The following is a 14,258-nucleotide window of genomic DNA, read 5'->3' as shown; positions in this document are numbered from 1 at the left end:
TTGCGGCCCCGTACGGCGTACGGGGCATAATGCAAGTATAGATGGGGGAGATTTTGAGGGTTTCAACCCCCGGTGGCGAGTCGAATGCAGTTTGTATGGCCCGCCATCTTCAGACGGTTAATGGTGCTGTCGGCATTTTCTTTACCTTTCACCGGCCCGATAACCACGCGATTCCAGCCGTTATTGGTGGTAATTTTGGAGTCAAAGCCTTCAAACGCCAGCTGAGCGCGGACGCTTTCTGCCTGCTCGGCGCCTTTGAATGAACCACATTGCACCATCCAGCGACGTTCATCTTTTTTCTCTGCTGTCGGCTTCGGCGCTTCAGGCGCGCGCGTAATGGGCGCGGCTTTTGGCGCTGCCGCGCTGGTATGCGCCGGCGTTTGCAGCAAATCCTGATAAGGTTGCTGCGAGGCCGTCTGCTTCGGCGGCTGACTTTGGCGCGCGGGTTGCGCCGGGGCGGACTGTACCGTGCGCGTTTGCGACTGTTCGTTTACCCGTGGCTGCGTACGTGGTTGCTGAACAGGCTGCGTTTGAGCCCACTGCTGCTGCTGCTGCTGCGCCTGACGCTGGCGCTGTAGCGTTTGCTGGCGTTGTTCTGGCGTCTGCTCGTTCCACGGCACTTCGTTAAGTTGCGTTGGCTGCTGACGCATATCCGCCTGCATCTGCTCCAGGAGTTGACGCTGTTCGCTGGTGAGCTGATTCGGATTCATGACTTCGCCGCCGGCGGACGGTTCCGTTGGCGTACGCACGCCCGGCTGGCGACTTTCCAGCTCTTTGATGTAACGCCAGCGCTCTTCCGGTTTTGGCGGAAGCCCATTGCCGGTGACTTTCTGGTTTTGTAGCGTTTCGGACTCTTCTTTCTTATGGTGAGTAATGAAGTACAGACCGCCGATAAAGGTCACAAGGACGGCTGCCGCAATCGCGACCATTGCCGGCGAGACGGCAGGCATGTTGCTTTGCTTCTTCCGTGAGTTCCGTGAGGTGCTCTTTTTGCGCCGCGAAGGAGCCGGTTGGCCGCGACGTACATAATCTCGTTGTGCCACTATCGTTTCGCTGTATTTATTCGTTCGTCAGCCCGTCATGTTACTGAAGCGGCGGGCCTTTGACCAGACAGGTGAGTCTTAAAGCTATTTACTTTAGGGTAAAGCGCGCGTAGAACCGCGAATAATCAGCTCACAATCCATTAAACGCGAGCCGCTGCTCACATTTTGCCCCTGCATCTGATCGAGCAACAGCAGCATCGCCTCGCGACCAATGTCAAAACGCGGCTGCGCCACGGTTGTCAACGGAGGATCGCAAAACTCGGCCAGCGCGATATTGTCAAAGCCGATAATCGACAGATCGTCAGGCACTTTCAGACCCTGGCGCTTGGCCCAGGAGAGGGCGCCCAGCGCCATTACGTCGCTATGACAAAAGACGGCGGTAGGCGGCAACGGTTGCTCAAGCAACTGCTTTAATGCGTTTGCCCCGGCTTCAAAGGTAAAGTCGCCACGGGCGATGTAATGCGGATCGACCACAATGCCACTGCGTCTTAATGCCTGTACGTAACCTTGTAAGCGATAGTGACAGAGCGGCATATCTTCCGGCCCCGCAATACAACCAATCCGCTTGTGGCCCAAATCCAACAGGTAGTTCATGGCATTGAACGCGGCGGTCAGGTTATCGATATGTACCGTCGGCAGTTCAAGCTCCGGCGCGAACTCATTCGACATCACCATCGGAGGCAAATTGCGCTGCTCCTCAACGCTGGCGTCAAAGGGCAGTCGGGAACTGAGAAGTACCATGCCGTCGATCTGTTTGGTGATGATGAGATTAAGAAAGGTTTTTTCTTTCTGGTTTTGATGGGCGCAATCGCCAATCAGCACCAGATACCCCTGTTCTGCCGCGGTCACTTCGATACCGCGGATAATTTCACTGAAGAAGGGATCGCAAATATCCGGGACAATCACCAAAATCGTACGGGATTCATTGCGTTTTACATTTCGCCCCATCGACTGCGGGAAATAACCCACTTCAAGCGCGGCCTGTTCAACCCGGCTACGGGTCGACTGGGAGACTTTATCGGGGTTCATTAACGCGCGGGATACGGTTGCCGTAGAGACTTTCGCCTTCAACGCAACATCCTTCATCGTAGCGGCAGTAACCTGCTTGTTCGATTTCACTCTTTCTCCTCGCCTGGGAACTGCTGGCGCAGATCTATCCCTGGTAACACTCATCGAAAACATTTTTATCAGATAGTGCGTGGAAGCGGTTACAGAATTTTCATAAAAAGTGTGATGGATCTTTAATTTTACGATCCGCCTCGCATCGTGAGGACTATCCTTCAATCGGATCGACGTCCAGAACCCATTTAACTTTCCGTGCTTCCGGGAGCGTATTGATCAACGCCAGCGTGCCGCTGATGATGTGTTGCAGGCGAATCCGTGAAGGATGCTGAAGTAAAATTTGCCAGCGATAGCGGCCGCCGCGTTTTGGCGCGAGGGCCGGAACCGGACCTAAGATCCACAGCTTATCGTCTGATAGCGGGCTGGCCTGAATCAGATTACGCAACTGCTGGAGAAAGACGGGCGCCTGCTGATTGTTGTGATCCTCTGCGCGAATAATGACGTGGCTGGTCCACGGCGGAAGCTGGAGCGTTTGCCGTTCCGCCAGCGCCTGTTCCGCAAACGCATCATAGCCTTTATACAGTAACGTTTGCAGCAGGGGATGCTCAGGATGGTGCGTTTGGAGCACCACTTCGCCCTGTTTTCCCGCGCGCCCGGCGCGGCCGGAAACCTGAGTGTAGAGCTGGGCGAAGCGTTCCGCCGAACGAAAATCTGCGGAAAAAAGCGCGCCATCGACATCCAGCAACGCCACCAGCGTGACGTCCGGAAAGTGGTGGCCTTTCGCCAGCATTTGTGTGCCTATCAGAATGCGCGCTCCGCCGCGGTGAACTTCCGCCAGATGCTGCTCCAGCGCGCCTTTACGACTGGTGGTATCACGGTCGATTCGTGAGATCGGCACGCCGGGGAAGAAGGGCGCCAGCACCTGCTCCAACTGTTCCGTCCCTAACCCAACCGGTAGCATATGTGTGGAGCCGCAGGAGGGGCACTGACGCGGTACCGGACGTTGGCTGTCGCAGTGATGACAGCGTAAATGATGCTGCGCCTGGTGCAGCGTGTAGTAGTGATCGCAACGCGGGCACTCCGCAATCCAGCCGCAGTCGTGGCAAAGCAGCGCGGGCGCGAATCCCCGGCGGTTAAGAAATAAAATTACCTGATTGTCGGCCTGGAGATGTTGGCGCATACGGGCGATAAGGGCGGGCGCCAGTCCCGCCTGAAGACGCTGGCCTTTTAAATCCAGCACATGCTGCAGGGCTGGGCGGGCATTGCCTGCGCGCCGCGTCAGACGCAGCATCCGGTATTTTTTCTGCCGCACGTTGCATAGCGTTTCCAGGGCTGGGGTGGCGGAGCCGAGAATAATCGGGATCTGCTCGCTATGGGCGCGATACACTGCCAAATCGCGGGCATGGTAGCGCCACCCTTCCTGCTGTTTATAAGAGCTGTCGTGCTCTTCGTCGATGACAATTACGCCAAGATTTTTAAACGGCGTAAACAGCGAGGAGCGCGTGCCGATGACAATCGCCGCTTCGCCGTTTTTCGCTTTCAGCCATGCCGAAAGACGCTCGCTGTCGTTTAGCCCAGAATGCAGCACTTCCACCGGCGCGTTAAAACGTTCGCGAAAACGGGCGATCGTTTGCGGCGTCAGGCCGATTTCCGGCACCATCACCAGCGCCTGTTTGCCCTGGGCGAGGACGTTTTCCAGCACGCTCAGATACACCTCGGTCTTGCCGGAACCGGTTACGCCTGCCAGCAACCAGGCGGAGAAACCGTCCGACGCGCTGTGAATTGCGCCGACTGCTGTCGCCTGTTCGGTATTCAGCCGCAGGCGCTCTCCTGCGACGGCATAACGCTCCCGCCAGTCGGTAAACGCGGGCGTTTCACTGGCAAGCTCACAAAGCCCCTTACGCCGCAGCGTTTGCAGCGTGGCGTCAGTAAAATCAAGCTCGGCTACCTGATAGCGCCAGATCTTTCCTTGCCGCAGCGCCGCCAGCGCCTGTTGTTGTTTGGCGGAGCGTTTCAGGCTGTTGATGTCGACGGCTTGCCCCTCTTCGGTGGCGAACCAATACCATAGGGGCGCGTTGCTGGCTGGTTTTCCCTGACGCAGTAAAACCGGCAGAGCGTGAAACAGAACGTCGCCGAGGGGATGGTGGTAGTAATCCGCCGCCCAGAGGAGTAAGCGCCAGATGGAGGGAGAAAAGATTGGCTCGTTATCCAGGATTTCAATGACCGATTTTAATTCATCGAGCGGCAATTCGCTGTGGTCGCTAACCGAGACGACAATGCCCACGCGCTCTTGCTGCTTGCCGAACGGCACGCGCACGCGGCACCCGGCTTTGGCGACCCCGCCTTCCGGCAGCAGGTAATCAAAGGTTCGGGGAAGCGGAACGGGCAAGGCAACGTGCGCGACGGACATAACATCTTCCTGACTTGAAATTTCGTCGGGTAGTATACACATTACGATAAGGGAGCGCGGATCAGTTTGCATACGGTGGTCAAATTCTGTATGATTCGCCGCCTTTGGTGCGTGTTGTGAGCATCAAACCCTTTACTATTAACTTCGCGTGGTGTCTGGCGTTAGGGCTGGAAGAGCGACGCGGCCTTACACTGAGGTTCCCCATGAAAAAAGGTATTCACCCGAATTACGTAGAAATTACTGCAACCTGTTCTTGCGGTAATGTTATCAAAACCCACTCTACCGTGGGTCACGACCTGAACCTGGACGTGTGCGGCAAATGCCACCCGTTCTTCACTGGTAAGCAGCGTGTTGTTGATACCGGTGGTCGTGTTGAGCGCTTCAACAAGCGCTTCAGCATCCCTGGCAGCAAATAAGTTACCGCCAGAAAAAAAGCGCCGCAGGGCGCTTTTTTTGTTTTCTAGGGATAACAGTATTTGTTCAGACACATTCTGTGATCCGTAATCGCTTTCATTACGCTTCCTGCCGTGAGTTTTAACGAAGGATTTATAGTCAGTCCCGCGCTTTCCAGCCCCTTCGCTGTCCATTTATTGCAGGTATTGAGTATGCCGTAGCGGCCATTCGCGGCGTAAAACTGGCTATCGCCGTAAATTCCTTGTTTTAACGGAATCAGATTACCCTCTGCGTCACGCGCAAAGCTGCGGCCCAGATAACGCATCAGACTGTTACGCTGATTTGTATGCAGGAGCAGTGATTTTATCTCGCTACCGGCGAAATAGCGTTCTGGTTGACCGGAAAAGGCGACGATGTGCATAACCGCGCCGGATGACCAGAACATGGCCTGGAGCGTAAGCGCGGTGGTTATTTCTTGTGACTGATAAAAGCCCTTATCGCCCCAGCCGATTTCATACCACTGCGTCTCCTGAGCGAACCGTTTTTTAAGCTGTGGCAGAACGGTATTAACATCATGGGCCGGCGCAATAATTTCCGTGTGCCAGCCATGACTGACGATATAGATTTCCGTCGGGGAGGGCTGTCCGCCTGTCGTAGGTTTTACGGCTTGTGGAAAGGTTGTGCAGCCATATAGCAATAAACTTAACCCGGCGATAAAGAGATTTTTCATGACATATCACCAGCAAAGGCGCGGTATGTTGTGGCGTTTGTCTAATGACGCTGCGTTTATCGGGTCGGTGCCGGATTGGTAATTCATTGATATTTTTGCATTCCTCTTCGAGGGTAATAAGGCGAATGTCATAACTACAATACGTTTTAACCATTCAGGCGGAAGTTAGCTTCCGCCTGTTTTACTTTTACTATCTCGCTTTATTTTTTAAACATCTGCTCTGGATCGATAATCAGCGCCCGATAACCCAGCATACCGGCACGGTTACTGTGTACTTTTAGCTCCAGCATCACATCCTGAGTACCGTCTTTGACTTCATCCAGAACGGAAACGATCGGTTTTGTACCGCTCATTCCCGCTGTAGCCGAGTACATGAACATCGTTTTGGTTTCCGGGCGATATTCCGTGACGGAAGTAATGGCGCTGTACCAGTCAAAACCGCGCTCTTTACCATATTCCCACATTTGGGAAACCGTCATATTTTTTTCGTCAATTTGATATTCCACGCCGCGGGAATATTTCATTGATGGCATGGCCGGTTGTTCCATGCCGCGCGCATCGCCGTTATCAAAGGCGGTCACGACGGTTTTACCTCCGGTGCTTTTGGATGGCACTAACCAACCGGTATGTTGTGTCCATGTCCAGTCAAATCCACCGTCGCAGTGGTGCGCTTCGCAGGTTAGTGGTTTACCGTTGCTGTCTACGGGTTTCAGCACTTTTTTCGCCAGTTCGCCTTTCCAGCCGGATGGATCGGAAAGTATCCATTTCACTTTTTTATCGCGACCAATTTTGATGATGGCAGACTGGTGGCGCGAGCTAATGATAATGCTGTCGTCGCGAGGATCGTAGCTGACGGAGTTAACATGCGCCCAGTTGCGGCCCGGGCCGGAACCCGCGATATCGCCGAAGGGTTGTTTTGCAAGCTGCTCTTTGGTCATGACCTGACCGGAGTGTTCGGCATCGACGCTCAAACATACCGCTCCCTGATCCATCGCCAGAATAACGTCGTCACGATAGGGGTCGAGGATTTTTGGCAGATCCCAGTAATCGACGGTATCGCCGTTCTGGTCAACTTCAAGAATATGATCACGCACCGTATTGATGGTGTATTTACCATTTAATGGATAATTTTCTTTTGCGACACGCAGCAGGTAGGTGCCTTTCGGCGTTTCGGTAATGGCGTGCGAAAAATCAATAAATCCTTTTGGCAGTCGTTTATCGGAAATAACGCGGCCTAAGAAATCATATTTAAAGTAACGTTGACCCTGGCCAAAAATAAGATTGCCATCGTTAACCTGATGGAAGCTCATCATGGAACCAAAGCGCGTTATATCATCCTGGTTACGGAATTTATCAATATTCATATAACCGCGAACATCGCCATTCGTATCGCTAATCCAGTTGATACCGGTATAATCCCAGTTCGCCGCGCCGCCTGCGACATGCATAATGTGGCCGGCTCTTGGCATCCCTGTTATATGGTTAAAAAGATATAAGCGATTTTTAAGCGAGCTATCGACTTTAACCGGTTCTACTGTAGGAAGAACGGCAGTTTGCCCGGTAGTAGAGGGTAATGATACCGGTGCGGCGTAAATGGACCACGTATAAGTTTGTTTTTTACCTTCTTCAGTCCAGTCAACTTTAACCTTATTGACATAATCTGGATACAAGCCAAATACAGGTATGCCGTCATGGGTATTTATAGCCTGCGGGCCGACATCATAACTGATCGGGATACCTTTTTCCCCTTTCCCTAAAACGGTAACCTTCACGTCCTGTACATTATGATTGGCTTTATTAATGATTGCTGTTAATGGGAAAACGCCGCCGTAGGGGGCGACATCGACCATACCTAATGGTCCTTCATGTACTGGAATGACATCTGCTGATGCGACCATTGGCCTGTTTGGGTCTAAAACGCCTGAGGCCAAAACGCTGCCGCTCAAACACAGGCAGCATAATACAGGTAAGACTTTCCTTGTAAATAACATATTTATTTCCCCATTCGATATTATCGATAAAATGAATGTATATTAACCTTCTTATTTATCGGAGATGAAAAAACATTTAAAAAAGTAAAACAATCCGCGGAGGGGAATAATGATGTTGGTCACAAATATGAGGTGTCCATGGTCTTTTTAACAATACTCATCGTTATACTATTTGTTCAGTAAATATATGGCGGTGTATTATTATTCATGTACGCTTTGCTACGTGAAACTTTAAATAAAGATTGGAAGTTTAAATATAATAAAATTATATCGGTTATGGCATGCCGGGAATTTTTTTCAGGAAAGTAACGAAGAGAAACTTATCATGTCTGACAAATTTATCTATCGAGGGCTATTCGGGAAGATGAACGTTTAGAAAAATGTCGGAGATAGCCGCGTACAGGGGGAATCGTTAAAAAAGCGCGGCCAGAGGCGTTCTGACCGCATGCTTTGCTATTAGTATTCCCACGTTTCCGGGTCAATCCCCATCTCACGCATGATCTCTTTTGCCGCTTCCGGGATTTCATCGCTGCGCTCTTTTCGCAGATCGGCATCATCCGGCAAGGGTTGCCCGGTAAAGGCGTGCAGAAATGCTTCACACAACAGCTCGCTGTTGGTGGCGTGGCGCAGGTTGTTCACCTGACGACGCGTACGTTCATCGGTGAGGATTTTTAACACCTTCAGAGGAATGGAAACCGTAATTTTTTTGACTTGCTCACTCTTCTTACCGTGCTCAGCGTATGGGCTGATATATTCGCCGCTCCATTCAGCCATGAGATACTTAATCCTCTTCGTCATTAATATTGAGGTCTGAACCTGAGCCCGGACCATAATCGCGCGTAGTTTACCGTAGTGGCGCGGCCCTGACACGAAGTTAGCGGTCGCAGATGTGCGCTAATGCATATAATTTTAACGGCTATTTGCGGTTTGCTCAATCTATACGCAAAGAAGTTTAGATGTCCAGATGTATTGACGTCTATCTTGGTAGTGGTTAATCTGTGGCCTGACTTTCACCGACTCAGCCAGGAATATCTTCATATGACGCGTAAACAGGCCACTATCGCAGTGCGTAGCGGATTAAACGACGACGAGCAATACGGCTGCGTTGTGCCGCCGATCCATCTCTCCAGCACCTATAACTTTACCGGTTTCAATGAGCCGCGCGCGCATGATTATTCCCGCCGCGGTAATCCCACGCGTGATGTTGTTCAGCGCGCATTAGCGGAACTGGAAGGCGGCGCGGGCGCGGTATTGACGAATACCGGCATGTCGGCGATTCATCTGGTCACCACCGTTTTCCTCAAGCCGGGCGATCTGCTGGTCGCGCCGCATGATTGCTACGGCGGCAGTTATCGTCTGTTTGACAGTCTGGCGACACGCGGCTGTTATCGTGTGCGGTTTGTCGATCAGGGCGATGAACGCGCCTTACAGGCGGCGCTGGAAGAAAAACCGAAGCTGGTACTGGTAGAAAGTCCAAGTAATCCATTGTTACGCGTGGTGGATATTGCGAAAATCTGTCGGCTGGCGCGCGAGGCGGGCGCAGTGAGCGTCGTTGATAACACGTTTTTAAGCCCGGCGCTGCAAAATCCGCTGGCGTTGGGTGCCGATCTGGTGTTGCATTCATGCACGAAATATCTCAACGGTCATTCGGATGTCGTGGCCGGCGTGGTGATTGCTAAAGATCCGGAAATGGTCACTGAACTGGCGTGGTGGGCGAATAATATTGGCGTCACTGGCGGGGCGTTTGATAGCTATCTGCTGCTGCGCGGTTTGCGAACTCTGGTGCCGCGTATGGAGCTGGCACAGCGCAACGCGCAGGCGATTGTGAAATATCTGCAAACCCAGCCGCTGGTGAAAAAACTGTATCACCCGTCGCTGCCGGAAAATCAGGGGCATGAAATTGCCGCGCGCCAGCAAAAAGGCTTTGGCGCAATGTTGAGTTTTGAACTGGATGGGGATGAGGAGACGCTGCGTCGTTTTCTGGGCGGGCTGTCGCTGTTTACGCTGGCGGAATCTTTAGGGGGAGTGGAAAGTTTGATCTCTCACGCCGCCACCATGACGCATGCCGGTATGTCGCCGCAGGCGCGTGCCGCCGCCGGGATCTCCGAAACGCTACTGCGTATCTCCACCGGTATTGAAGATGGCGAAGATTTAATTGCCGACCTGGAAAATGGCTTCCGGGCTGCAAACAAGGGGTAAACATGAGTGTGATTGCGCAGGCAGGGGCGAAAGGTCGTCAACTGCATAAATTTGGCGGCAGTAGTCTGGCGGATGTGAAGTGTTACCTGCGTGTCGCAGGCATTATGGCGGAGTATTCGCAGCCTGACGATATGATGGTAGTGTCCGCCGCAGGCAGTACCACCAACCAGTTGATTAGCTGGCTCAAGTTAAGCCAGACCGATCGCCTTTCTGCGCATCAGGTATTACAGACGTTACGCCGCTACCAGTGCGATCTGATTAGCGGGCTGCTTCCCGCCGACGCGGCAGATGACTTAACCAGCGCTTTTATCAGCGATCTGGAACGTCTTGCCGCCTTGCTCGACGGCGGCGTAACGGATGCCGTCTATGCTGAGATCGTCGGACACGGCGAAATTTGGTCGGCGAGATTGATGTCCGCCGTCCTGAATCAGCAGGGGCTGGATGCCGCCTGGCTGGACGCGCGCGCATTTTTACGCGCCGAACGCGCCGCACAGCCGCAGGTTGATGAAGGGCTATCTTATCCTTTATTGCAACAGCTACTGGCGCAGCATCCTGGCAAACGTCTGGTCGTGACCGGCTTTATCAGCCGCAATCACGACGGCGAAACGGTCCTGTTAGGCCGGAACGGTTCCGACTATTCCGCCACGCAAATCGGCGCGCTGGCGGGCGTTTCCCGCGTGACCATCTGGAGCGATGTCGCGGGCGTTTATAGCGCCGACCCGCGCAAAGTGAAAGATGCCTGCCTGCTGCCGTTGCTGCGTCTGGACGAAGCCAGCGAGCTGGCGCGTCTGGCGGCGCCTGTTCTGCACGCCCGCACGCTACAGCCAGTGTCCGGCAGCGATATCGATTTGCAGTTGCGCTGTAGCTACACGCCGGATCAAGGGTCAACCCGAATTGAACGAGTGCTGGCTTCCGGGACGGGCGCGCGTATCGTGACCAGTCACGATGATATCTGTCTGATTGAGTTTCAGGTGCCCGCCAGCCAGGATTTCAGGCTGGCGCATAAAGAGCTCGACCACATTTTAAAACGGGCGCAGGCGCGTCCGCTGGCGGTGGGCGTGCATCGCGATCGCCAGCTATTGCAGTTCTGCTATACCGCCGAGGTAGCGGATAGTGTACTGAAACTCCTCGACGATGTCGGGCTGCCGGGCGAATTGCGCCTGCGACAGGGGCTGGCGCTGGTGGCGATGGTCGGTGCGGGCGTCACTCGTAATCCACTACACTGCCATCGCTTCTGGCAGCAGCTTAAAGGTCAGCCAGTGGAATTTACCTGGCAGTCGGAGGAGGGCATCAGTCTGGTGGCGGTGCTGCGTACCGGCCCGACTGAGAGCCTGATTCAGGGGCTGCATCAGTCGGTTTTCCGCGCCGAAAAACGTATTGGCCTGATGCTGTTCGGCAAGGGGAACATCGGTTCCCGTTGGCTGGAACTATTTGCCCGTGAACAAAGCACGCTTTCCGCGCGTACTGGTTTTGAATTTGTGCTGGCGGGCGTGGTGGATAGCCGCCGTAGCCTGTTGAATTATGAAGGGCTGGACGCCAGCCGCGCGCTGGCATTCTTTGATGATGAAGCCGTTGAGCAGGACGAAGAGTCGCTATTCCTGTGGATGCGTGCGCATCCGTATGATGATTTAGTGGTGCTGGATGTGACAGCAAGCGAGCAACTGGCCGATCAGTATCTGGATTTCGCCAGCCACGGTTTTCATGTGATTAGCGCCAATAAACTGGCGGGCGCAAGCGCCAGCGATAAGTATCGCCAGATTCATGACGCGTTTGAAAAAACCGGGCGTTACTGGCTGTATAACGCCACCGTGGGCGCGGGGTTGCCGATCAACCACACGGTGCGGGATCTGATTGACAGCGGCGATACGATTCTCTCGATCAGCGGGATCTTCTCCGGGACGCTATCCTGGCTGTTCCTGCAATTTGACGGTACGGTGCCGTTTACCGATCTGGTGGATCAGGCCTGGCAGCAGGGGCTGACGGAACCCGATCCGCGCGTCGATCTTTCCGGAAAAGATGTCATGCGTAAGCTGGTGATTCTGGCGCGCGAGGCGGGATACGACATCGAGCCGGATCAGGTGCGTGTAGAATCGTTGGTGCCGGCGCATTGTGAAGAAGGGTCTATCGATCACTTTTTCGAAAACGGCGACGCGCTGAATGAACAGATGGTGCAGCGTCTGGAGGCAGCCCGCGAACTGGGGCTGGTGTTGCGTTACGTGGCGCGTTTCGACGCCAATGGCAAAGCGCGCGTCGGCGTTGAAGCGGTGCGTCCGGAACATCCGCTGGCGGCGCTGCTGCCGTGCGATAATGTCTTTGCTATTGAAAGCCGCTGGTATCGCGATAACCCGCTGGTGATCCGTGGGCCGGGCGCGGGCCGCGATGTGACCGCCGGGGCGATTCAGTCGGATATCAACCGCCTGGCGCAGTTGCTGTAATAAAGGCAAGTTCGTGAGCGAAGCGCCGGGTTGCGCTTCGCTCCCTCATCAATACGTTATGCAGTCATTCTGTAGATACTGATATACGAAGCGCCATCCGATTGCTGACGAAACATTATGGCGTGATGCTTTTTACATTCTCAACCCGGACATCCATCCGGGGGTAAGGAATATTGATGCCGTTTTCATCCATTGCTTCCTTGATATTTTCCAGAAGATCGTAGTAAGTACTCCAGTACTGAGCGTTGGGCACCCATACGCGAACATAGAAATTCAGGCTAGAGGGCGCAAGTTCGCCCAGGCGGACCGTAATATCGCGGGTTTTATCAATGCGATGATCTTGTTCAATAATACGATGTATCACGCTTTTTACGTCAGCAATACGGCTTTGGTAATCCACGCCAATAATCAGATCAATACGTCGATAGGGGTGTCGTGAATAGTTGATAATATTATCAGCAATAATTTTACCATTCGGGATGACAACTTCTTTGCTATCCGCAGTGAGCAGAGTGGTGGAGAAAATATGGACCTTTTCTACTGTGCCGATAACCAGGCCAATTTGTACAATTTCCCCGGCGCGGAAAGGGCGCAGGGAGACAAGCAGTACGCCTGCGGCAAAGTTGGAAAGTGACCCTTGCAACGCCAGGCCAATGGCTAAACCCGCCGCGCCGATAACGGCAATAATTGAGGAGGTTTCTATACCGACACGGCCAAGAGCGGCTACTGCCGTGAAAGCTATTGTGATGTAGCGAACCAGCGCGGAGAAAAAGTGGACAATAGTGGCATCCACTTGCCGCCTGAGAAGTAACTTTTCCAGCCCCCTCGATAGTAAGCGAGCTATTAACTTACCGATGAAAAGTAGAATGATGGCGGCAACAACATTCCAGCCAAAATGAATTACCGAGTCACTGTGCTCGGCCATCCATTTGATCGCGCCTTTAATTTTTGGAAATAACTCAAAACCTTCCATGTTTATCCTCTGTCAGCAGTATCTGCGGTATTAGCGGTAATAAAACGGTTCATTTTTGCCTGGATAATCGCCGCGCCGACGGGTGGCAGCAGTAACGCCCAGAATAGTGTCCAGCCGGTTCGTATTCCGCCATCTTCGTTTTTATTCGCCAGCAGAGCGCGGATTTCATCGCTAAGCGTCAGACACAATATGGCTGTGCCAAACGGCATAATTGCTGACAGCCATCCCGCGCCACATGCGGTCATGAGTCGGGGCGAAGGCGCCACAAATTGCATTTCCCGGTGAATTCTGAAGAACCAATAAATAATATAAAATGGAATGAAAAAGGCCAATAATGCGACAACAACGGGTTCTGCGCACTCAGGTCGCTGGGTTGATGAGAACCTTTTGGGCGGTGCAATATAGAAAAGTTCTTTTTTGAGCGGTAATAGTAGCAAAAGCGCGATAACCGCTAAAGTAATTACGATTATTCCTATATAAGGAATTGAGTATATAAATATAGACAGATAGCCAGCGATGATAAATTTGAACAGTAAGCAGAGGCTAAATAAAATAACAAATGTCTGAGCACTGCCGATAGCGCTGAAAAGCAGCATGGGGACTAACAGCGTTACGATCCCCATACCCAGATTAATTAAAAACTGCGCTATGATAAGCCTGACTACGTCAGACGGGCCATTTATGCAGAAGGAACAGACCACGCCAATGATTAACAGGAGCGCAACAAAGTAGAAGGGGTAACAATTTTTTATACGGCAGACAAACCAGCTGGCAACCATACCCAGGAGGTATCCCAGTTGGCCGCAAACGAGAATAACACCAATACGATCGGCTGGAATAGACAGTGATTTACTCCAAAAATAAACACCATACGACGATCCCAGCGAACTGATAAAAGAGAGCACCAAAAAGAAAAAAGTGATCCCCCAGAATCGATAGCTACTCAGGAGATCGGCGCAGGTCCATTTTTTATCTGACATTGACGGTAAAGTAATTTCCATATTTATCCCTTGTTTTCCATA

The 14,258-nt window shown here is 52.8% G+C and carries 11 protein-coding genes; 3 read left to right on the top strand and 8 right to left on the bottom strand.

What is annotated here, in order from left to right:
- Positions 1-62 precede the first annotated feature (62 nt).
- The 3 genes from ftsN to priA form a co-directional block, all read right to left on the bottom strand.
- Positions 63-1,043, bottom strand: a complete 981-nt coding sequence (gene ftsN / locus ACLJPQ_RS19790) for a cell division protein FtsN (RefSeq protein ID WP_080185080.1) — start codon at positions 1,041-1,043, stop codon at positions 63-65.
- A gap of 93 nt (positions 1,044-1,136) precedes the next feature.
- The gene (gene cytR / locus ACLJPQ_RS19785) at positions 1,137-2,162 is read right to left on the bottom strand and encodes a DNA-binding transcriptional regulator CytR (RefSeq protein ID WP_000841337.1); all 1,026 of its coding nucleotides are present in this window, start codon (positions 2,160-2,162) and stop codon (positions 1,137-1,139) included.
- A gap of 154 nt (positions 2,163-2,316) precedes the next feature.
- On the bottom strand, positions 2,317-4,515 hold the full coding sequence (gene priA, locus ACLJPQ_RS19780) for a primosomal protein N' (protein ID WP_000109397.1): 2,199 nt from the start codon (positions 4,513-4,515) through the stop codon (positions 2,317-2,319).
- A 203-nt stretch (positions 4,516-4,718) separates the two neighbouring features.
- Between priA and rpmE the strand changes: the two genes are divergently transcribed.
- Positions 4,719-4,931 (top strand): 50S ribosomal protein L31, encoded by a 213-nt coding sequence (gene rpmE / locus ACLJPQ_RS19775; protein ID WP_000715284.1) that lies wholly within the window; start codon positions 4,719-4,721, stop codon positions 4,929-4,931.
- A 44-nt stretch (positions 4,932-4,975) separates the two neighbouring features.
- On the opposite strand, the gene ACLJPQ_RS19770 is transcribed toward rpmE, so the two are convergent.
- The 3 genes from ACLJPQ_RS19770 to metJ all read right to left on the bottom strand — a co-directional run bounded on the left by ACLJPQ_RS19770 (position 4,976) and on the right by metJ (position 8,403).
- Entirely contained in the window at positions 4,976-5,638 is a 663-nt protein-coding gene (locus tag ACLJPQ_RS19770) for a TIGR02117 family protein (RefSeq protein ID WP_080185081.1), read from the bottom strand.
- Between the two features lie 200 nt (positions 5,639-5,838).
- A complete protein-coding gene (locus ACLJPQ_RS19765; RefSeq protein ID WP_000899639.1) occupies positions 5,839-7,629 on the bottom strand; it encodes an aryl-sulfate sulfotransferase in 1,791 nt (596 codons plus the stop codon).
- Between the two features lie 456 nt (positions 7,630-8,085).
- Positions 8,086-8,403 carry a met regulon transcriptional regulator MetJ gene (metJ, locus tag ACLJPQ_RS19760; RefSeq protein WP_000852811.1) on the bottom strand — a complete coding sequence of 106 codons (318 nt, stop codon included), beginning with the start codon at positions 8,401-8,403 and terminating at the stop codon, positions 8,086-8,088.
- Between the two features lie 264 nt (positions 8,404-8,667).
- Between metJ and metB the strand changes: the two genes are divergently transcribed.
- Together metB and ACLJPQ_RS19750 are read left to right on the top strand one after the other, a co-directional pair.
- A complete protein-coding gene (gene metB / locus ACLJPQ_RS19755; RefSeq protein ID WP_000197213.1) occupies positions 8,668-9,828 on the top strand; it encodes a cystathionine gamma-synthase in 1,161 nt (386 codons plus the stop codon).
- Between the two features lie 2 nt (positions 9,829-9,830).
- Complete coding sequence (locus ACLJPQ_RS19750) at positions 9,831-12,263, top strand: bifunctional aspartate kinase/homoserine dehydrogenase II (protein WP_000110805.1); 2,433 nt, start codon at positions 9,831-9,833, stop codon at positions 12,261-12,263.
- Between the two features lie 115 nt (positions 12,264-12,378).
- Here ACLJPQ_RS19750 and mscS read toward each other — a convergent pair whose 3' ends face one another.
- Together mscS and ACLJPQ_RS19740 are read right to left on the bottom strand one after the other, a co-directional pair.
- On the bottom strand, positions 12,379-13,236 hold the full coding sequence (gene mscS / locus ACLJPQ_RS19745; protein ID WP_000398251.1) for a small-conductance mechanosensitive channel MscS: 858 nt from the start codon (positions 13,234-13,236) through the stop codon (positions 12,379-12,381).
- Between the two features lie 2 nt (positions 13,237-13,238).
- Positions 13,239-14,237: a hypothetical protein gene (locus ACLJPQ_RS19740; protein ID WP_079952692.1), complete on the bottom strand. Its 999-nt coding sequence runs from the start codon at positions 14,235-14,237 to the stop codon at positions 13,239-13,241.
- Positions 14,238-14,258 lie beyond the last annotated feature (21 nt).

Source organism: Salmonella sp. SAL04213 (genome assembly GCF_046550535.1).
GTDB lineage: Bacteria > Pseudomonadota > Gammaproteobacteria > Enterobacterales > Enterobacteriaceae > Salmonella > Salmonella enterica.
The sequence above is the reverse complement of the archived record's forward strand: the minus strand, read 5'-3'. Positions and strand labels throughout refer to the sequence as shown.